Annotated in this window: 18 protein-coding genes; 15 read left to right on the forward strand and 3 right to left on the reverse strand. The window is 50.8% G+C overall.

The features are described 5' to 3' along the window. Positions 1 to 135 precede the first annotated feature (135 nt). The 15 genes from recA (at position 136) to mutL (ending at position 18,932) form a co-directional block, all read left to right on the forward strand. The gene (gene recA, locus NK662_RS11010; protein ID WP_368736064.1) at positions 136 to 1,182 is read left to right on the forward strand and encodes a recombinase RecA; all 1,047 of its coding nucleotides are present in this window, start codon (positions 136 to 138) and stop codon (positions 1,180 to 1,182) included. A gap of 337 nt (positions 1,183 to 1,519) precedes the next feature. Next, positions 1,520 to 3,082 (forward strand): ribonuclease Y, encoded by a 1,563-nt coding sequence (gene rny / locus NK662_RS11015; protein WP_254758988.1) that lies wholly within the window; start codon positions 1,520 to 1,522, stop codon positions 3,080 to 3,082. A gap of 87 nt (positions 3,083 to 3,169) precedes the next feature. Next, positions 3,170 to 3,964, forward strand: a complete 795-nt coding sequence (ymdB, locus tag NK662_RS11020; protein WP_254758989.1) for a 2',3'-cyclic-nucleotide 2'-phosphodiesterase — start codon at positions 3,170 to 3,172, stop codon at positions 3,962 to 3,964. 199 nt (positions 3,965 to 4,163) lie between these two features. Further along, entirely contained in the window at positions 4,164 to 4,424 is a 261-nt protein-coding gene (spoVS, locus tag NK662_RS11025; protein ID WP_254758990.1) for a stage V sporulation protein SpoVS, read from the forward strand. 72 nt (positions 4,425 to 4,496) lie between these two features. Further along, the gene (locus tag NK662_RS11030) at positions 4,497 to 5,417 is read left to right on the forward strand and encodes a dipeptidase (RefSeq protein WP_254758991.1); all 921 of its coding nucleotides are present in this window, start codon (positions 4,497 to 4,499) and stop codon (positions 5,415 to 5,417) included. A gap of 261 nt (positions 5,418 to 5,678) precedes the next feature. Further along, on the forward strand, positions 5,679 to 7,439 hold the full coding sequence (locus NK662_RS11035) for a 2-oxoacid:acceptor oxidoreductase subunit alpha (protein WP_254758992.1): 1,761 nt from the start codon (positions 5,679 to 5,681) through the stop codon (positions 7,437 to 7,439). Next, positions 7,426 to 8,292: a 2-oxoacid:ferredoxin oxidoreductase subunit beta gene (locus NK662_RS11040; protein ID WP_254758993.1), complete on the forward strand. Its 867-nt coding sequence runs from the start codon at positions 7,426 to 7,428 to the stop codon at positions 8,290 to 8,292. The genes NK662_RS11035 and NK662_RS11040 overlap by 14 nt, the downstream gene beginning before the upstream one ends. Positions 8,293 to 8,489: 197 nt before the next feature. Further along, the gene (gene tdh, locus NK662_RS11045; protein ID WP_254758994.1) at positions 8,490 to 9,533 is read left to right on the forward strand and encodes an L-threonine 3-dehydrogenase; all 1,044 of its coding nucleotides are present in this window, start codon (positions 8,490 to 8,492) and stop codon (positions 9,531 to 9,533) included. Positions 9,534 to 9,547: 14 nt separating this feature from the next. Beyond that, positions 9,548 to 10,726 carry a glycine C-acetyltransferase gene (locus NK662_RS11050; RefSeq protein ID WP_254758995.1) on the forward strand — a complete coding sequence of 393 codons (1,179 nt, stop codon included), beginning with the start codon at positions 9,548 to 9,550 and terminating at the stop codon, positions 10,724 to 10,726. Between the two features lie 146 nt (positions 10,727 to 10,872). Then, positions 10,873 to 12,396 carry a tRNA (N6-isopentenyl adenosine(37)-C2)-methylthiotransferase MiaB gene (miaB, locus tag NK662_RS11055; RefSeq protein ID WP_254758996.1) on the forward strand — a complete coding sequence of 508 codons (1,524 nt, stop codon included), beginning with the start codon at positions 10,873 to 10,875 and terminating at the stop codon, positions 12,394 to 12,396. Further along, complete coding sequence (locus NK662_RS11060) at positions 12,397 to 12,849, forward strand: YlbF/YmcA family competence regulator (RefSeq protein ID WP_254758997.1); 453 nt, start codon at positions 12,397 to 12,399, stop codon at positions 12,847 to 12,849. 107 nt (positions 12,850 to 12,956) lie between these two features. Continuing rightward, complete coding sequence (locus NK662_RS11065; RefSeq protein ID WP_254758998.1) at positions 12,957 to 13,637, forward strand: DUF421 domain-containing protein; 681 nt, start codon at positions 12,957 to 12,959, stop codon at positions 13,635 to 13,637. Positions 13,638 to 13,804: 167 nt separating this feature from the next. Continuing rightward, the gene (gene cotE, locus NK662_RS11070; RefSeq protein WP_254758999.1) at positions 13,805 to 14,347 is read left to right on the forward strand and encodes an outer spore coat protein CotE; all 543 of its coding nucleotides are present in this window, start codon (positions 13,805 to 13,807) and stop codon (positions 14,345 to 14,347) included. 99 nt (positions 14,348 to 14,446) lie between these two features. After that, entirely contained in the window at positions 14,447 to 17,065 is a 2,619-nt protein-coding gene (mutS, locus tag NK662_RS11075) for a DNA mismatch repair protein MutS (protein WP_254759000.1), read from the forward strand. Positions 17,066 to 17,069: 4 nt separating this feature from the next. After that, positions 17,070 to 18,932 (forward strand): DNA mismatch repair endonuclease MutL, encoded by a 1,863-nt coding sequence (gene mutL / locus NK662_RS11080; protein ID WP_254759001.1) that lies wholly within the window; start codon positions 17,070 to 17,072, stop codon positions 18,930 to 18,932. Between the two features lie 76 nt (positions 18,933 to 19,008). Here mutL and NK662_RS11085 read toward each other — a convergent pair whose 3' ends face one another. The 3 genes from NK662_RS11085 to NK662_RS11095 all read right to left on the reverse strand — a co-directional run bounded on the left by NK662_RS11085 (position 19,009) and on the right by NK662_RS11095 (position 21,101). Further along, the gene (locus NK662_RS11085) at positions 19,009 to 20,334 is read right to left on the reverse strand and encodes an amino acid permease (RefSeq protein WP_254759002.1); all 1,326 of its coding nucleotides are present in this window, start codon (positions 20,332 to 20,334) and stop codon (positions 19,009 to 19,011) included. A gap of 230 nt (positions 20,335 to 20,564) precedes the next feature. Beyond that, positions 20,565 to 20,780, reverse strand: a complete 216-nt coding sequence (locus NK662_RS11090) for a hypothetical protein (protein ID WP_254759003.1) — start codon at positions 20,778 to 20,780, stop codon at positions 20,565 to 20,567. Positions 20,781 to 20,861: 81 nt separating this feature from the next. Continuing rightward, positions 20,862 to 21,101: a hypothetical protein gene (locus NK662_RS11095; RefSeq protein ID WP_254759004.1), complete on the reverse strand. Its 240-nt coding sequence runs from the start codon at positions 21,099 to 21,101 to the stop codon at positions 20,862 to 20,864. Positions 21,102 to 21,111 lie beyond the last annotated feature (10 nt).

Below are 21,111 nucleotides of genomic sequence, written 5' to 3' on the forward strand. Positions count from 1 at the left end.
CTTTTTCTTTGTAGAGCATGGGGGAAGCCGCTGGCTGGAAAACGAAAAAATCGAATAAGTGTTCGTTTTTTATTGGCTTTTTCAAAGCTAAACAGGTATAATAGAAACAGGTAAGAGAAAGAAGGAGGAAATCGAGTGAGCGATCGTCAAGCAGCCTTAGAAATGGCGTTGAAGCAAATAGAGAAGCAGTTCGGAAAAGGCTCAATCATGAAGCTTGGGGAGCAGGCGGAGCGCCGTGTCTCCACAGTGCCAAGCGGATCCGTGGCCTTGGATGTAGCCCTTGGCGTGGGCGGATATCCGCGCGGCCGTATTATTGAAATTTATGGTCCGGAGAGCTCCGGTAAGACAACAGTTGCCCTGCATGCAATTGCAGAAGTGCAGGCACGCGGAGGCCAGGCTGCGTTCATTGATGCTGAGCACGCTTTGGATCCCGTATATGCGCAAAAGCTGGGCGTGAACATTGACCAACTGCTGCTGTCACAGCCTGATACGGGCGAGCAGGGCTTGGAAATTGCGGAAGCGCTTGTGCGCAGCGGTGCCATTGACATCATTGTTATTGACTCCGTAGCGGCTCTTGTACCAAAGGCAGAGATTGAAGGCGAAATGGGAGACTCTCATGTCGGCTTGCAGGCCCGCCTTATGTCTCAGGCACTCCGTAAGCTGTCTGGCGCCATTAATAAATCAAATACAATTACCATCTTTATCAACCAGATTCGTGAAAAAGTGGGCGTTATGTTCGGAAACCCGGAAACAACTCCTGGAGGCCGGGCACTCAAGTTCTATTCCACAATCCGCCTGGAGGTGCGCCGTGCTGAGCAGTTGAAGCAGGGTACGGACATTGTCGGCAACAAAACGAAGATTAAAGTGGTAAAAAACAAGGTGGCTCCGCCATTCCGTGTTGCTGACGTGGATATTATGTATGGAGAAGGCATTTCCCGTGAAGGTGAAGTGCTGGATATGGCTGCTGAACTGGACATCGTTCAGAAAAGCGGTGCGTGGTATTCCTATAATGAAGAGCGGGTTGGCCAAGGCCGGGAAAATGCCAAGACATTCCTGAAAGAGAATAAGGCGATACTTCAAGACATTATGCAGAAGGTTCGCGTGCATTACGGCATTGCAGGCGACACACATGTGGTGACAGAAACAGAGGAAGAAGAAGATCTCAGTCTGTTGGATGAGTAAAAGGCACAGCAATGTGCCTTTTTCTTTGTATGCAGCATGCATTTGTAAAAATTGCAAGCGGCCTTGCGGGTTTTCTGCTTGACAGGCAAAGAAAGTAAACATAGACAAGCCTTGACAACAAAAATGCCTCCCTATACAATGAGAATGTATATTCTTTTTTTACCATTTGCGTCATATTGCCACGATGTGCCGCTATGACGTTCCGGGCAGCTTGCTTGCCCCTCAAAAGAAATACAATGCCATACTGAAATGGAACATGAGGCCCATTAGCAGAAAGGGCCAAATCTCCCCCTGCGTGCAGGCGGGTTTATATCTGATAGCAAGAGGAGGTGAAACTATGAGTGCAATTGTTGCTGTCATCTCCATTTTGCTTGCCCTGGTTATCGGTGCAGTTGTTGGTTTTTTCACACGAAAATCCATTGCAGAAGCAAAAATCAACGGTGCCACGAATGCTGCCAATGCAATCCTTGAGGATGCAAAACGCCAAGCTGAGGCATTAAAGAAGGAAGCGCTGCTTGAAGCGAAGGACGAGATTCACCAGCTCCGGACAGAAGCAGAGCTGGATATCCGGAATCGCAGAAGCGAATTGCAAAAGCAGGAAAATCGTTTGATGCAAAAGGAAGAGAATCTGGACCGCAAGGATGAATCGCTCGATAAACGCGAGCATCAGCTTGAGAGGAAAGAGGACGCCCTTGTATTAAGACAACAGCAGCTTGAAGAGCTGGAAAGCAAAGTGGGATTGCTCGTTCAAAAGCAACAGGAAGAACTGGAGCGCGTCTCTGGTTTAACGCGTGAGGAAGCACGCTCCATTATTTTGGCGAAGGTCGAAAATGAGCTGTCTCACGAGGTTGCCGTTGCCATTAAGGAAAGCGAAGTGCGCGCGAAGGAAGAGGCGGACAAGAGGGCCAAAGAAATTTTGTCCTTGGCTATTCAGCGATGTGCAGCTGATCATGTAGCCGAAACAACAGTGTCTGTTGTCAACCTTCCAAATGATGAAATGAAAGGCCGTATCATCGGGCGTGAGGGTCGCAATATCCGTACGCTGGAAACCTTGACAGGCATTGATTTAATTATTGATGATACGCCGGAAGCTGTTATTTTGTCTGGATTTGACCCGATTCGCCGCGAAACAGCGCGGATTGCTCTCGATAAGCTTGTGCAGGACGGCCGGATCCATCCTGCCCGTATTGAGGAAATGGTGGAAAAATCCAGGAGGGAAGTGGATGAATATATCCGCGAAGTTGGTGAGCAAACGACATTTGAAGTCGGTGTTCATGGACTGCATCCTGACCTGATCAAGATTTTAGGCCGTTTGAAGTTCCGCACAAGCTACGGACAAAACGTCCTGAAGCACTCCATGGAGGTTGCTTACTTGGCAGGCCTTATGGCTGCTGAGTTGGGCGAGGATGAAAAGCTGGCCCGCCGTGCAGGCCTGCTGCATGACATTGGAAAAGCAATTGACCATGAAGTGGAAGGCAGCCACGTTGAAATTGGCGTGGAGCTTGCGACGAAATACAAGGAGCATCCTGTTGTTATTAACAGTATTGCTTCCCACCATGGCGACCGTGAGCCTTCCTCCATCATTGCGGTGCTGGTGGCTGCTGCGGATGCCTTGTCTGCGGCAAGACCGGGTGCGCGCAGTGAAACATTGGAGAACTATATCCGCCGTCTGGAGAAGCTGGAGGAGATTTCTGAATCCTATGAGGGTGTTGAGAAGTCCTTTGCCATTCAGGCTGGACGGGAAGTGCGCATTTTGGTAAAGCCTGACGCGATTGACGATTTAGAGGCGCACCGCTTGGCGCGTGATATTCGAAAGCGTATTGAAAATGAACTGGATTATCCGGGCCACATTAAAGTAACGGTCATTCGGGAAACACGTGCAGTGGAATATGCCAAATAAACAGATTGCATAAGGTGAAAAATAAAGTGGTAGCTTACCACTTTATTTTTTTGGAGTGGAATTTTCAGAAGAGAAAGGGTTACAAGCATGAGAATATTATTTGTGGGAGACGTAGTGGGGTCGCCGGGCAGGCAGATGATTCAAGAGTATGTGCCAAAGCTGAAAAAGAAGTACAGCCCCACACTGACCGTCATTAACGGGGAAAATGCGGCTGCCGGCAAGGGGATTACGGAAGCCATTTACCGGGGATTTCTGGAGATTGGCGCACAGGCTGTTACACTGGGAAACCACGCCTGGGACAACCGGGGGATTTTTGAATTTGTGGAAGAGGCGAAGTATCTCGTCCGCCCGGCCAATTTTCCGGAAGGCACACCTGGAAAAGGCATGATTTTTATTAACAGCAATGGAGTGGAAGTGGCAATTATTAATCTGCAGGGACGGACATTTCTGCCGCCGCTGGATTGCCCGTTTAAGAAGCTGGATGCACTCATTGCAGAGGCGAAAAAGCGGACAAATATCATCTTTGTCGACTTTCATGCTGAGGCAACAAGCGAGAAACAGGCACTCGGGTGGTATGCGGATGGCCGGGTGACGGCGGTTGTGGGAACGCACACGCATGTACAGACGGCTGACAATCGGATTTTGCCTGCAGGAACAGCCTATATTACGGATGTGGGAATGACAGGTCCGTATGACGGCATTCTGGGCGTTGACCGGGAAGCTGTGCTGAAGAAGTTTCTGACAGGGCTGCCGGTCCGTTTTGAAGTCACCAGCGGGCGCACGCAGCTCAGTGCGGTCTTGATTGATGTGGAACCGGCTACAGGGAGAGCGAAGAAGATTCAGCGCATTTTAATCAACGATGATCAGTCCTTTTTTGATTGACGGGCCTCTTTCTTAGTGAATTGAACAAGCCGTCCCTGCCTTTCTTCCTATTAACAGAATTATCCGAAAAGACAATATATTATAATTTTTTCGAAAAATTCATTTGGATAAGCAGGAATACCTTCTCCGCCTCGTGAATATAAGTAAAGTGAACTTAAGCGCTTATATTTCTGAAGGAAAAACGAGGAGGAAACGACGAATGGATATATTAAAGGTGAAAGCAACTTCGGTCCCTAACTCTGTAGCTGGTGCACTTGCCGGAGTAATTCGAGAGCGTGGATCTGCGGAGATCCAGGCAATCGGTGCGGGTGCATTGAACCAAGCGGTAAAGGCAGTAGCGATTGCACGAGGGTTCGTAGCACCGAGCGGCGTGGACTTAATTTGCATACCTGCTTTTACTGACATTATGATTGATGGAGAAGAGCGTACGGCAATTAAGTTAATCGTGGAGCCTCGTTGATGACAGCCTGTTTGCCAGTTGGCAAACAGGCTGTTTTTGTGGTATAGGTGAACAGAAGGGGAGGAAAGCATAATGACTATTTTTGATGCTCACTGTGATGTGCTGTGGCAGCTGTGGCGGAAGAAGCGGAGCTTCACTGATGACCCGTCCCTGCATATTAATTGGAATGGCTTGCGTGACACAGGTGCGAAGCTGCAGTGCTTTGCCATTTATGTGCCGGAGGAAGTGCCAGTGGAGCAGCGCTTCCATGTAGCTTTGGAGATGGTGGACCTGTTCTATACAGAAGTGCTGGGCAAGCATCCGCAGCTGCGCCTGGTTCAAACGAAAAAGGACGCAGAAGCGCTGCAGCAGGGGGAAGTCGGTGCCCTTTTAACGCTGGAAGGCTGTGATGCCATCGGAAGCAATCTGAACTATCTTCGCATCCTGTACCGGCTTGGGGTGCGCTCAGTCGGTCTGACCTGGAATTACAGCAACGCGGTAGCGGACGGGATCAAGAAGCCGCGCGGGGCGGGGCTGTCGTCATTTGGCCGGCAGGTGGTGGAGCAGCTTAATGCATACCGCCTCTGGACAGATGTTTCGCATGTATCTGTGCGCGGATTTTGGGACGTGATGGAGACGGCTCTGTATCCGATTGCCTCTCACTCCAATTGCTTGTCTCTTTGCTCTCATCCGCGGAATCTGACCGATGAGCAGATTACTGCGCTGATTCAGCGGAATGGCATGATTGGGGTTACATTTGTGCCTATGTTTTTGCGGGACGAGAGCCCTGCGCATCTGGAGGATGTGCTGCGGCATCTGGAGCATATTTGTGCCCTTGGCGGCGCCAAGCATGTCGGCTTTGGTTCGGATTTTGACGGCATTGAGGAAACTGTCGTGGGCCTGGAGTCCTACAGAGGCTATGATATGCTGAAAAATGAGCTGATGAAGCGGTACAGCGCAGAGCAGGCTGCCGACTTCTTGTGCAACAATTTTATGCGTCATATTCCGTTCTGAAAACGTTATTATACTAAAATTTATGCGTGGAATATAGCAGAATCTGTGCATTTAAAAAAATGTTAACAAATTTGTTTCAAATTGTTGCATTTTACTCAAAGGAGGTCTAGAATTGTAAACGAATTAGAAAGAATCCCAAAAATTCTTTCAAATCAGAAGAGGGATAATTTGCGTCCATTGTAGTTTCTTGTCTAAAAAAGTGGTAAACTAGTACCGTAAAAAAATTCACTACAATGAATGCAGTCCAAAGGGGTGTAGGAGATGATTAGTCAACTTTCCTGGAAAGTTGGGGGGCAACAAGGTGAAGGTATTGAGAGTACAGGGGAAATTTTTTGTATCGCGCTAAACAGACTTGGCTATTACCTGTACGGCTACCGTCACTTTTCATCACGCATTAAAGGCGGCCATACAAATAATAAAATCCGGGTGAGCACAACAGAAGTCCGGGCGATCTCTGACGACCTGGACATTCTCGTGGCTTTTGATCAAGAAACAATTGATGTAAACTTCCACGAATTGCGGACAGGCGGCATTGTTATTGCGGATGCCAAGTTCAATCCGACAATTCCAGACAGCACAAACGTAACTTTGTATGCGGTTCCATTCACGGATATCGCGACTGAATTGGGCACATCCCTCATGAAGAACATGGTGGCAGTCGGTGCCTCCAGCGCGGTTCTGGGGTTGGATGAATCCGTTTATCTGGATGTCGTACAAGGAATTTTCGGCCGCAAAGGTCAACAAATTGTAGATAAGAACATGGAAGCGGTAAAACGCGGTTCTGAATATATGAAAGAGCTTCTCGGGGAGAAGGGAAGCATTATGCGCCTGAACCCGGCAGACGGCCAAAACCGTCTATTCATGATCGGCAATGACGCAATTGCATTCGGTGCATTGGCAGGCGGCGCGCGCTTTATGGCGGCATACCCAATCACGCCGGCATCCGAAATCATGGAATACTTAATCAAAAAGCTTCCGAAGGTTGGCGGCACTGTCATCCAAACAGAGGATGAAATTGCAGCTTGTACAATGGCAATCGGGGCTAACTATGGCGGCGTCCGGACATTGACAGCATCCGCAGGACCTGGTCTTTCTCTTATGATGGAAGCAATCGGCCTGGCGGGCATCACGGAAACACCGCTTGTGATTGTTGATACACAGCGCGGCGGCCCAAGTACAGGTCTTCCGACAAAGCAGGAGCAATCCGACCTGATGGCGATGATTTACGGCACACACGGTGAAATCCCGAAGGTTGTCATTGCGCCAAGCACAGTGGAGGAAGCGTTCTATGATGCTGCTGAAGCCTTTAATATTGCGGAGGAGTATCAGGTGCCTGTCATCCTGCTTACAGACCTGCAGCTGTCTCTCGGCAAGCAGACAGTAGATCCGCTTGACTACAGCAAGGTATCCGTCCGCCGCGGCAAGCTGGACTTGAACGCACAGCCGGAGATTGAAAACAAAGAATACTTCAAGCGTTACGAAGTAACAGAGGACGGCATTTCTCCTCGTGTAATCCCTGGCACAAAGAATGGAATCCATCACGTGACAGGCGTAGAGCATGCTGAGACAGGGAAGCCGTCTGAAGGAGCAGCAAACCGTATCGCTCAAATGGATAAGCGTATGCGCAAGCTGAATGCGCTGAGCAAGAACTTCAACAACCCTGTATATGCAAATGCAAAGCATGATGATGCAGACCTGCTGCTTGTCGGCTTCAACTCTACACGCGGCACAATTGAAGAGGCAATGGAGCGCCTGGAGCAGGATGGCCTGAAGGTGAACCACGCCCAAATCCGTCTCATTCATCCGTTCCCGACAGAAGAGCTTCTGCCGCTTATCAAGAGTGCGAAGCGTGTCGTAGTCGTAGAGAACAACGCAACAGGCCAATTGGCAAACATCATCAAGATGAATCTTGGCAACAGCGAAAAGATTTCCAGCCTGCTGAAGTACGACGGAAATCCATTCCTGCCAAAAGAAATCTACAACGAATGCAAAAAAGGGGTTGTTTTAAATGGCAACATTTAAAGAATTTCGCAATAATGTGAAACCAAACTGGTGCCCGGGCTGCGGTGATTTCTCTGTGCAGGCTGCGATCCAGCGTGCTGCTGCAAATGCAGGCTTGGAGCCTGAAAACTTGGCTGTTATCTCTGGCATCGGCTGCTCCGGCCGTATTTCCGGCTATATCAATTCCTATGGCTTCCATAGCATCCATGGCCGTTCTCTTCCAATCGCACAGGGTGTGAAGATGGCAAACCGCGACCTGACAGTGATCGCTGCAGGCGGTGACGGAGACGGCTTTGCGATCGGTATGGGCCATACGATCCATGCGATCCGCCGTAACATTGATATCACATACATCGTTATGGATAACCAAATCTACGGCTTGACAAAAGGCCAGACTTCCCCGCGAAGCGAAGTTGGCTTTAAGACAAAGAGCACGCCGCAGGGGTCCATTGAGCCTTCCCTGAACGTAATGGAAATGGCGCTGACAGCCGGAGCTACCTTCGTGGCACAAAGCTTCTCCAGCGACCTGAAGGAGCTGACGCAGCTGATTGAAGCGGGAATCAACCACAAAGGCTTCTCTCTGATCAACGTGTTCAGCCCTTGCGTAACCTATAACAAAGTGAACACATATGACTGGTTCAAGGAAAACCTGAAGAAGCTGAGCGACGTAGAAAACTATGATCCGTCCAACCGTGCAATGGCTATGCAGACACTGATGGAGAACAAAGGTCTGGTAACAGGCTTAATCTATCAAAACACACAACAGCCATCTTACCAGGAGCTGATTAAGGATTACAGCGAAAAGCCACTGGCGTTTGCTGACCTAACGCTCGATCAGGAAATGTTTGACCAGCTTGTAGCTGAATTCAAGTAATGCCAAGCTCCCTCTGCCAAAGGCGGAGGGAGCTTTTGTATTTGCAGCACCCGACCATGCTATACAAATCTGAAGAGAAAAGGGCTTTCCTTTTTTGCGGAAAATGTATGCGTTTTCTTTACCGTGAATTGCCAGGATGATAGAATAATAGACGTGACACTATACTAAGCTGACAAGCGATAAGGAGTGCTGAAGCAGTGACGAACCAAATGAAGGCCATAGTCAAACATCATCGCGGGTATGGTGCCCAGCTGCAAATGGTCGATATTCCAAGCATTCAAGATCATGAGGTGCTTATTCGAGTAAAAGCAACCTCTATTTGCGGAACAGATGTACATATTTATACGTGGGATGAGTGGTCGCAGGACAGGATCCAGCATACTCCGTATGTATTCGGACATGAATTTGCCGGCGAAGTCGTTCAAGTGGGAAAAAATGTCGCCAATGTGGCAGTGGGCGACTATGTGTCGGCGGAAACACACATTGTCTGCTATTCTTGTCCGCAATGCCTGCGCGGCGACTATCATATTTGTAAGCACACAAAGATTATCGGTGTGGACACGCAAGGCTGCTTTGCAGAGTATGTTGCAATGCCGGCGGTAAATATTTGGAAAAATCCAAAGGAAATGCCGTATCATATTGCCTCTATCCAAGAGCCAATGGGAAATGCGGTGCATACGGTGCTTGCCGGCGAGGTGGCTGGCCGGAGTGTTGCCATTATCGGCTGCGGGCCGATTGGCCTGATGGCCGTAGGTATTGCCAAAGCAGCCGGCGCCGCGCAAGTGATTGCATTTGACATAAACGAACAACGTTTAGAGCTGGCGAAGCAAATGGGGGCAACGGCCGTTGTGAACTCGCTGAAGGAGAATCCTGTTGAAATGGCTTTGGAGCTGACGGGCGGCAACGGCATGGATGTCATTTGCGAGATGTCAGGCCATCCGGTTGCCATGAACCAGGGCTTTGAAATGGTGACGAACGGGGGCCGTGTTTCCATTCTCAGCCTGCCGACCCGCCCGGTTGATATTGATGTGACGAAGCATGTTGTGTTTAAAGGCATCACGGTACAGGGCATCACCGGCCGCAGAATGTTTGAAACCTGGATGCAGGTATCCAGCCTGCTGAAATCCGGCGCGGTGAATGTAGAGCCGCTCATTACACATCAGCTGCCGCTTGAGGAGTTTGAAAAGGGCTTTGAAATGATGATACAGGGAACGTGCGGCAAGGTCGTACTGATTCCGTAAAAGGGGGAACTCATGTGAAGGGCTTTGAGCATTTAGAAGCAGAATTGAAGGAAATGAAGGAGCAGGGGACCTTCCGCAAGCTGACTCTGATTGAGTCCGAGCAAGGATCCAAGGTCCAAATCAACGGCAAAGAAGTCATTCAGCTTTCATCTAATAATTACTTAGGGCTGACAAGCCATCCGCGTTTGACGAAAGCAGCACTTGAGGCGGTAGAGGCATATGGAGCCGGAACAGGCTCTGTGCGGACGATTGCGGGCACATTTACCATGCATGACGAGCTGGAGCGCAAGCTGGCCGTATTCAAGCATACAGAAGCTGCGCTTGTGTTTCAGTCCGGTTTTACAACAAACCAAGGCGTGCTGTCCGCTATTTTGTCACCGGAGGATGTTGTGATTTCCGATGAACTGAACCATGCCTCCATTATTGACGGCATCCGTCTGACGAAGGCGAAGCGCCGCGTATACAAGCATGTGGACATGGCGGACTTGGAGACAGCGCTGCAGGAAACCCAGAGCTTCCGGAAGCGTCTCATTGTAACGGATGGCGTATTCTCCATGGATGGCAATATTGCACCGCTGCCGCAAATTGTGGAACTCGCGGAACAGTATGATGCCATTGTCATGGTGGACGATGCCCATGCCTCCGGCGTGCTTGGCCAAAACGGCCGCGGCACGGTGAACCATTTCGGTCTGGACGGACGTGTGCATATCCAGGTTGGCACCTTGTCAAAGGCAATTGGCGTACTGGGCGGTTACGTAGCCGGACCGCGGGTGCTTATTGACTATTTGATTCACAAAGGCCGCCCGTTCCTGTTCAGCACCTCCCATCCGCCGGCGGTGACAGCGGCCTGCATCGCTGCCATTGATATTCTGCTGGAGGAGCCGGAACTGATCGAGAAGCTGTGGGACAATACACGCTTCTTTAAGGATGGGCTGCAGCAGCTGGGCTTTGATACAGGAAAGAGTGAAACTCCGGTCACGCCTGTGATTGTCGGCGAAACTGCACTGGCGCATCAGTTCTCTGATAAACTGCTGGCGTACGGCGTATTGGCCTTGGGAATCACCTTCCCGACAGTGGCAAAGGATGCAGCGCGCGTCCGCACCATTGTGACAGCACAGCACAGCAGGGAAGAGCTGCAGCAAGCGCTTGACGTGTTTGCCAAAGCCGGCCGCGAACTTGGCATTATTGACTGAAATTCGTAATGGGATGGACTTCCTTTTTGTTGTTTAATTGGGACAAACGCTTTATACTAAATGCATGTATATACCAATTTATCTTGTTTAAGGCAGCTGCAAGCTGTTTAGACTGAGAAGCAACACAAGCGTGAAAGGAGTCAATCATGAACGAACAACAGCGTCTGCAAGGGCAAGCAGCGGCGGACAAGGCATCCGGCAAGGACTACAGCAAATACTTTGAATCTGTATATATTCCTCCTTCCCTGAAGGATGCGAAACAGCGCGGCAAGGAAGACGTGCAGATTCATCGTGATTTCTCTTTGCCGGAGGAGTTCGCCGGTATGGGCAACGGCAAGAAGTTTTATATCCGGACGTACGGATGCCAAATGAACGAGCATGACACAGAAGTCATGGCCGGTATTTTCCTGGGCTTGGGCTATGAGCCGACCTTCTCTACCGAGGATGCGGATGTGATTCTGCTGAATACATGTGCAATCCGGGAAAATGCAGAGAATAAAGTGTTTGGCGAAATTGGCCACTTGAAGCCATTGAAGATGAAGAACCCGGATCTTCTCATTGGCGTATGCGGCTGTATGTCGCAGGAAGAATCTGTCGTGAACAAAATTATGAAAACGTATCAATATGTGGACATGGTGTTCGGTACGCATAACATTCACCGGCTTCCTTACATTCTGCAGGAAGCAATGTTCTCGAAGGAGACAGTGGTGGAGGTGTGGTCCAAGGAAGGCGACATCATTGAAAATCTGCCGAAGGTGCGCCGCGGCGACATTAAGGCTTGGGTTAACATTATGTACGGCTGTGATAAGTTCTGCACATACTGCATCGTGCCGTACACACGCGGCAAAGAGCGCAGCCGCCGTCCGGAGGATATTATTCAAGAAGTGCGCCACCTGGCTGCCCAAGGCTACAAGGAAATTACGCTGCTTGGCCAGAACGTGAACGCCTACGGCAAAGACTTTGAGGGTCTGAAATATGGTCTTGGCGACTTAATGGATGAAATCCGGAAAATTGACATCCCGCGCATCCGTTTTACGACAAGCCACCCTCGCGACTTTGACGACCGCCTCATTGAAGTTCTTGCCAAGGGCGGCAATCTGGTGGAGCATATCCACCTGCCTGTACAATCCGGAAGCTCTGAAGTGCTGAAAATCATGGCGCGCAAGTATACGCGTGAGCAGTACCTGGAGCTGGTGCGCAAAATCAAAGCGGCAATCCCGAATGTTGTACTGACAACAGATATCATTGTCGGCTTCCCGAATGAGACGGAGGAGCAGTTCCAGGAAACGCTGTCCCTGTACCGCGAAGTCGGCTATGATAACGCTTATACGTTTGTGTACTCGCCGCGTGAAGGCACGCCGGCAGCCAAGATGCAGGATAATGTGCCGCTTGAGGTGAAGAAGGAAAGGCTGCAGCGCCTGAATGCGGTTGTGAATGAACTGGCTGCGGAGAAGAACAAGCCGTATCAAGGCCAAATTGTGGAGGTTCTCGTTGAAGGGGAGAGCAAGAACAATCCGGACATTTTGGCAGGCTATACGCGCGCAAATAAGCTTGTGAACTTTAAGGGGCCTAAATCAGCAATCGGCCAGCTTGTGCAAGTGAAGATTACAGATGCAAAAACTTGGTCATTAAACGGAGAAATGCTAGAAGAACCTGTTGAGGTGAGATAAATGACAACATACACAAAAGATGACATCGTAGCACGGGCAAAGGAATTGGCGAAAATGATTGCGGAAACGGAAGAAGTGGACTTCTTTAAGCGGGCAGAAGCACAAATTCATCAAAATCAGACAGTGAAGCAAACAATTGACCGCATCAAGGCATTGCAGAAGCAGGCCGTGAACCTGCAGCACTACGGCAAGCTGGAAGCATTGAAAAAGGTGGAAGCGGAAATTGAAGCACTGCAGGACCAGTTGGATAACATTCCGCTCGTGCAGGAATTCCAAAGCTCGCAAGCATATGTGAACGATTTGCTGCAGCTGGTGGCAAGCACCATTTCCAACACAGTAACAGATGAAATTCTGGAGTCCACCGGCGGCGATGTGCTGCGCGGCGAAACAGGCGCACAGGTTGCTGCGGAGAAAGCGGGAAGCTGCGGTTCCGGCTGCGGCTGCCATTCTTAAGGTAAAAAGATTTGCAGATGAGGATGTCCCAAGCGGACATCCTTTTTGCATGAGTGCGGCACCCTCTTCCCATACTAACGGAAAATCAATGGGAAGGAGTGCCTGTGGTGGACATATTGCAAATTGTAGTGCGTGCTGTTCTCACCTTTGGCTTTTTAATTCTCATTATGCGCACCATCGGCAAACGGATGCTGTCCCAGATGACGAATGACCAGTTTGCAGGAGCCATTACGCTTGGCTCCATTGCAGGAAATGCGATCTTTAACCTGAAGATTAAGCTGTTATATTTTATTGTCTCATTTGTCGTATTTGCGGCTATTGTATACGCGATGAGCCTGCTTGGGCTTCACAGCCGGCGCATCCTCGAATGGTTCGAGGGAAAGCCTGCCGTCATCATTGCAGAAGGGCGAATTTTGGAGGAAAGCATGCGAAGAGAACGGTATACCCTGGAGGACTTGAAGCGCGGGCTGCGCAGCCAGGGGATTTTTAATATAGAGGAAGTGGAGCTGGCTATACTGGAAACAGATGGTTCCTTGTCTGTTTCGAAGAAGGAGTCATACCGGCATATTACGAGACGGGATGCCGGGCTTTTGGCAGCGGAAACAACACAGCTGCCGGTGGAGCTGATTGTAGAAAGAGAAATCATGTGGGAGCATATGAGCCGCAACGGCATCTCGGAGGAATGGCTGCTGGCTGAGCTGCGGAGCCGAAAGCTGGAGGTGCAGCAAATCTTTTATGCGGTCAAGGGTACAAATGGATGCTTATATATTGATACATATGAAGCATGAGACGGCAGCGGGAAAAAGAAGAACATATTTGGGCGCCTGTGCATACAATGAACTATACAGCTTTGCAGGAAAGGCTGTACATCCCTCGTCCTTTTTTTAGAATGATAGCACATTCCGCATATGTCACGCATATGATGAAATGAACATCTGTTTGAGGAGGGTTTGGAATGTCCGAATATAGAGAGATTATGGCGAAAGCTGTCGTCGGCAAGGGGCGGAAGTATACGAAGAGCACGCATACAGTCCACCCGAAGGATGATCCAACCAGCATCTTGGGCTGCTGGGTGATCAACCACGTATATGAAGCAAAAAAGTGCGGGAAGCATGTGGAGTTAAAAGGCTGGTACGAAATCAACACATGGTTTTCCTACGATGACAACACAAAAACGGAAGTATGCACTGAGCGCGTAAACTACAAAGACAACGTGAAAGTGCGCTACCGCGATGAAAACTTTACGGGTGAGGAAGAAGAGATTATTGCCCGGGTGATGCAGCATCCAAACTGCCTGGAAGCCGCCATTTCGCCGAATGGCAACAAGATTATTGTTACGGTTGAGCGCGAGTTTCTCGTGGAGGTTGTCGGCGAAACGAAGCTGTGCGTTCGTGTGAATCCGGACGGCTGCCAGGATGATGACGACTGCTATGATGTGGATGATGAAGAGTTTGAGGATTTGGATCCGAACTTCATCCTTGATGCAGAAGAAGAATGACATACAGCTAGGAAGATATCTTCCTAGCTTTTTTCTGTTTTAATAGGTGGTTCATGCTATAATGGTGTAGGTAGAAACATTGGAAGTTGGGGGAGAGTTATGGCGCAGTATACACCCATGATGCAGCAATATTTAGAAATCAAGGCAGACTATCGTGATGCCTTTTTATTTTTTCGTTTAGGCGACTTTTATGAGTTGTTTTTCGAGGATGCCATCAAAGCAGCCCATGAATTAGAGATTACACTGACTAGCCGTGAGGGCGGCGGGGAACGCATCCCGATGTGCGGCGTGCCGCATCACTCGGCTCGCAATTATATTGAAACTCTCGTTGAAAGAGGCTATAAGGTGGCCGTTTGCGAACAGGTGGAGGATCCGAAGGCAGCCAAGGGCGTTGTACGCCGGGAAGTTGTGCAGCTGATTACACCGGGCACGCTGATGGAAGGAAAGTCCATTGAGGAAAAGGCGAATCAATTCCTTGTTTCGCTTACACGGTTCCCGGACGGCTCCTACGGCTTGGCCTGCAATGATGTGACAACCGGGCAAACCAGCGTCACGCTGCTGAGTGGAGCAATAGAAGATGTGGTGCTTGAGATTTATGCGTTGGGCGCGAAGGAAATAGTAGTGGATCCGGCCTTTGCGGCAGATGAGCTCAGCAGGGTGACAGAGAAGCTGAAGCTGACGGTTTCCCATGAAGCGGATGCCACAGTGCCGGAGGGTCTGTTGCATTTGACGGAACACCTGGCACAGGCGAAGCTGACTGAAACTGTCGGACGGCTGTTCCGCTATATCTTACGGACGCAAAAGCGCTCGTTGGCGCACCTGCAGCCGGTGGAGCTGTACTACAATCATCAATTTATGAAAATCGACGTTCACTCCAAGCGCAATCTGGAGCTGACGGAAACAATCCGCACGAAGGAGAAGACTGGGTCGCTGTTATGGCTGCTGGACAAAACAAAGACAGCCATGGGAGGCCGGATGCTGAAGCAATGGATGGAACGCCCGCTTGTGCAGCGCGAGGCCATTGCCCAGCGCCACGGTATGGTGGAGTCTTTCCTGGAGCACTATTTCGTTCGTGAGGATTTAAAAGAGCGCTTAAAGGAAGTGTATGACCTGGAGCGTCTTGCCGGGAAGGTGGCGTACGGCAGCGTGAATGCCCGGGATTTACTGCAGCTGAAGCGCTCCCTGCTGCAGGTGCCTGCGATTTTGCAGCTGATACAGGAGCTGGGCAATCCATATGCGTCGAACCTGGTGGCTGCAGCAGATCCATGTGCAGACCTTGTGGACTCTCTTGAGCGAAGCATTCAGGAGAATCCGCCTCTCTCTGTCAAGGAAGGCGATATTATTAAAGATGGCTATCACGGGAAGCTGGATGAGTACCGTTACATCAGCAAGAATGGAAAGTCCTGGATCGCTGAACTGGAGCGGCGCGAGCGCGAATTGACAGGCATCAAGTCGCTGAAGGTGGGCTACAATCGTATTTTCGGTTACTATATTGAGGTGACACGCAGCAATCTTGCCGCTTTGCCGGAAGGACGCTACGAACGGAAGCAGACGCTCGCCAACGCCGAGCGTTTCATTACCGATGAACTGAAGGAAAAAGAGGCCATGATTCTCGGAGCTGAGGAAAAGATTGTGCAGCTGGAATATGATTTGTTTACAGAAATTCGTGAGCAGGTGAAGGCTTATATCCCGGCGCTGCAGCAGCTTGCCAAAATCGTCAGCGAACTCGACGTGCTGCAAAGCTTTGCCACGGTCAGCGAGGAAGAGCAATTTGTAAAGCCTGTTTTAACGGACAAGCGTGAAATCTTCGTGCAGGAGGGCCGCCATCCCGTTGTGGAGAAGGTGCTCGAGCGCCGGACGTATGTGCCGAATGACTGCGATATGCCGGAGGGACGGAATGTCTTTCTCATTACAGGTCCGAACATGTCCGGGAAAAGCACGTATATGCGGCAGATGGCACTCATTGCTGTGATGTCCCAGATTGGCTGCTTTGTGCCGGCGCGGGAAGCAGTGCTGCCTGTATTCGACCAAATCTTTACCAGAATTGGGGCGGCAGATGATCTCATTTCCGGCCAGAGTACATTCATGGTAGAAATGCTGGAAGCGAAAAATGCGATTGCCAATGCGACGCAAAACAGCCTGATTTTGTTTGATGAAATCGGCCGCGGTACATCCACATACGACGGCATGGCGCTGGCGCAGGCCATTATTGAGCATATTCATGAGCATATTGGTGCGAAAACATTATTTTCCACGCATTACCACGAGCTTACTGTGCTGGAGGAAGAGCTCGCGCAGCTGCGCAATGTGCATGTATCTGCCGTAGAAGAGAATGGCAAGGTTGTCTTCCTGCACAAGGTGAAGGAAGGGGCAGCTGATAAGAGCTACGGCATCCATGTTGCCGAATTGGCTGAGCTTCCGGCATCTCTGATTGCGCGGGCAAAGGAAGTGCTGTATTCCTTGGAAGGGCAGGCAGCCGAAACGGCGAAGGCTGTACCGCCTGCTCAGCCTGTGCCTGCACCGCTGCCGGAGCAGGCGGCTGAAGCGCAGCTCTCTTTCTTCACCCTGGACGAGCCGAAAGCAAGGAAGGAAGCGGTGCTTGGGGCGGAAGAGAAGAAAGTCCTGGAGAAGATTCAGCAGCTGGACCTTCTGGATATGACGCCGCTTGATGCCATGAACGTACTGTATAAGCTGCAAAAGCAATTGAAGAAGGGGTGAAAGGATGGGGAAAATCCGTAAGCTGGATGATCAGCTGTCAAACCTGATTGCCGCCGGCGAAGTAGTGGAGCGCCCGGCATCCGTTGTGAAGGAGCTGGCTGAAAATGCAATTGATGCGGACAGCTCTGTAATCGAAATTCATGTCGAGGAAGCCGGTCTTGCGGAAATCCGCATCATCGACAACGGCTCCGGCATTGAGTCGGACGACGTGGAAACAGCCTTTGCCCGGCATGCCACCAGCAAAATTCGGGACGAGAAGGATTTGTTCCGGATCCGCACGCTTGGCTTTCGCGGCGAAGCGCTGCCGAGCATCGCTTCTGTCAGTGAGCTGGGGCTCGTGACAAGTACAGGCCAAGGACCGGGCACACGGATTGTGCTAAAGGGCGGCGAGCTGCTGAAGCAGGAAAAAACGGCAAGCCGCAAGGGAACGGATATTACCGTACGCAATCTGTTCTTCAATACGCCGGCCCGCTTAAAATATATGAAAACCATCAATACTGAGCTCGGCAATATTACCGACCTTGTGTACCGGCTGGCGTTGGCGCATCCTGAGGTGTCCTTCCGTCTGTTCCACAACGGCAAGAAGCTGCTGCATACATCCGGAAATGGTGATGTCCGGCAGGTGCTGGCGGCCATTTACGGTGTGGGAACGGCAAAAAAGATGATTCCCATTCAAGGGGAATCCCTGGATTTCACCATTACAGGCTACGTCACGTTGCCGGAGGTGACAAGGGCTTCCCGGAATTATTTCTCCACGATGGTGAATGGACGCTATGTCCGCAATTATGTCCTGATGAAGGCCGTGCAGCAGGGCTATCACACCCTTCTGCCAATCGGCCGCTATCCCATCGGTCTCTTGCATATTGAGATGGACCCGATGCTTGTTGACGTGAATGTTCACCCAGCCAAGCTGGAAGTGCGCTTCAGCAAGGAGCAGGAGCTGATGCAGCTTATTGAGGCCACGCTGCAGGGCGCATTCCAGCAGGTGCAGCTCATCCCGGATGCCGTGGCGAACGTGAAGCCAAAGCCAAAGGATGTGAGTGTGCAGGAGAGCTTCCGCTTTGAGCATGCCCGCGCAGCCGAACCGCAAATACAGCTGCCGCTGGGCATGCTTCAGGAAAATCAGCCGCTGGCTATGGATTTTCCTGAAGAGGAGCTCCCGATCCCGCCTGCAGCGGAGTACGCTGAGCCGCAGTTGGATCCCGAACTGCATACGCAGGTTATACACGAGGAGTCTGAAGAAGCATATGAGGAGCAACTGGAGACTATCGCAATGGATGGCAACGATTTGCCGCCGTTGTACCCAATCGGCCAGATGCACGGCACCTACATTCTGGCGCAAAATGACCAGGGTCTGTACCTCATTGACCAGCACGCCGCCCAGGAACGGATTAACTATGAGTATTTCCGGGAGAAGGTCGGGCGGGTGGCACCTGATGTACAGGAGCTGCTGATTCCGTACCGCATTGATTTGTCCATGCAGGAGTACCTCCGGGTGGAGGAGCAGCTGGATGAACTGAAGCGGGTGGGGGTATTCATGGAGCCGTTCGGGCATCAAAGCTATATTGTCCGTTCGCACCCGACCTGGTTTCCGAAGGGGCAGGAGCAGGAAATCATCGAGGAACTGCTGCAGCAGGTGCTGCAGCAAAAGCGTGCGGATGTGAAGAAGCTGAGGGAGGAAGCTGCCATCATGATGAGCTGCAAGGCGTCCATTAAGGCCAACCAGTACCTGAAGCATGACGAAATCTTTGCGCTGCTGGAGGATTTGCGGAAGGTAAGCAATCCCTACACCTGTCCGCATGGCCGTCCGATTATCGTGCACCACTCCACATATGAGCTGGAAAAAATGTTCAAGCGCGTCATGTAGAGATCAACCAAACACCCCGCCGGATGCGCCGGCGGGGTGTTTGGCTTTCAACTTTGGTCGAACGGGATACAGGCACTCATCTTTTACCCGCTGCAAATTGTGACAGCAGCAGAAGAAAGAGGACAACTCCAACACTGAGCGCAGTGCTTGCAGCATTTCCCGTAAATAAAAAGGAGACAAATACGACCATGAGGACACCGGCTGCCAGCAAGGTGCTGAATGGGAACATCCGCACATGGAAGCTTGGAAGCTGACGATATTGCTTCCGGAGTTTATACTGTGCCAGACAGATGCATGTCCAGGTGATGAGCACCGTAAAACCGGGAATAGCCATCAGCGTGGCAAATACATGCTCCGGGGCAGCGTAGGCCACGACTGTGCCAAGCAACAGCGCTATGCCGCTTGCCAGAATTCCCCAAATCGGAACACCATGGCGGGACAGGCGGCCGAACAGCTTTGGCGCTTCGTTTGTTTGCGCCAACGCGTGCAGCATACGGGAGGTGGCATACATCCCGGAATTTGCCGCGGAAAGCACCGCTGTCAGCAGCACAAAATTCATGACATGAGCAGCCCCGTGCAAACCGGTGGCGGAGAAGACTTGGACAAACGGGCTGCCCTGTTCGCCGATGGTGTTCCAAGGAATCAAGCCGGTGATGACAAGCAAAGGCAAGGTGTAAAATAACACAACCCGCAGCAGCACACTCTTAATCACCTTCGGCAGCGTCCGCTCCACGTCCTTTGTTTCGGTGACAGTAAGGCCGATCAGCTCAGAACCGCCGAAGGCGAATACGACCAGGAGCAGGGAGGTGAACACACCGCTCCAGCCTTTTGGCAGAAAGCCGCCGTGTCCGGTATAATTCTGCAGGTACATTCCTTCATGGCCGGGAAACAGCCCGAACAAAAGCGCGCCGCCAAGCACGATAAACACGATCAAGGTGGCAATCTTGATGCTTGCGAGCCAAAATTCCACTTCGCCGTACAGCTTTACACTGAACACATTCATGGACAGAATCAGGGCCGCGCACAGCAGATGCAGCAGCCACAGCGGCACGGCAGGCAGCCAATATTGCAGAAAGCTGGCGCCCGCCAATACTTCCACCACAATGACAAGCACCCATTGCAGCCAGTAGAGCCAGCCGATTAAAAAGGAGACGCGGGAGCCAAAGGCCAGATGAACGAGGCCTTGGAGGTTGCGTCCCGGATAAGCAAGGGCCATTTCAGCCAATGCTGTCATGACAATAAAAAGCAAAATGCCGGCAAAGATATAGGCCAGCACAATGCCGGGCCCGGCCGCGGAAATGGTATCCGCGCTTCCTTTGAAGATACCGGTTCCAATCATGCCGCCCATGGCCATCAGTTGTACATGGCGCGGCAGCAGTTCTCGTTTCAATTGCTGCTTCATCGTATTCTTCCTCTTCTTTACATAGTTGTATCAGGGTCTGATATATGTCTGATTTTGTTATTGTAAGAAGTGCATCATGCAATTGTCAATCATTCCGTCCTTCTTGCAAAGAATGCTGCAAGCACATTCCGTAAAAGCCCATGATAAAAACGCCAGCCCTCGTTCTTACAGGCTGGCGTTTCTAAGTATGACGGCAGTGCATAAGCGGGTTCATCTCCTGGTTCAATGGATTATGAGATATATTCACATAAGAATTTATCGAATTCGTCTTCCGGCCCTTCTTCCATGTCACGGCCCAGAATGTGGACAACAGTGGCTGTATCGCCATTTACCACAGTGCCGACAGACAACAGGACCCAACCGTCATGCAGAAAGGAATTCACTTGATATTCATCGTGCAGGTGGACTACCTTTCGAATTGTGGAAAGATTGACTGCAGCAGTCATGATTTTCACCCCCTTAGGTATAACATTCGCCAGGCTGGGATGGTTTCCTGTGTGAAAGAAGTTACAGCTTTGTGAGCGTTTTCAAAAAGGGAAAACAGTGTGCCCGGTAATGAGGTTATATGCTGTGTGAAGACGTGTTTCCATATAGCTGATATCCCGTTCGTCCGTTACGTTCGGCAGCGCCGCATGCAGGGCGCGCAGCAAGCAATTCAGTGAAAACAGCAGCTCTTCTTCTGAACATTGCGGACGGCTCTGGGAGGTAAACACGATGAATTGCTCTGTCAGAGACCGGAGCTGCTCAGCGGCCATATGGTTGCCCATGAGCAATGCC

The sequence above is a fragment of the Ectobacillus ponti genome (assembly GCF_024294785.1).
Lineage (GTDB): Bacteria > Bacillota > Bacilli > Bacillales > Bacillaceae_G > Ectobacillus > Ectobacillus ponti.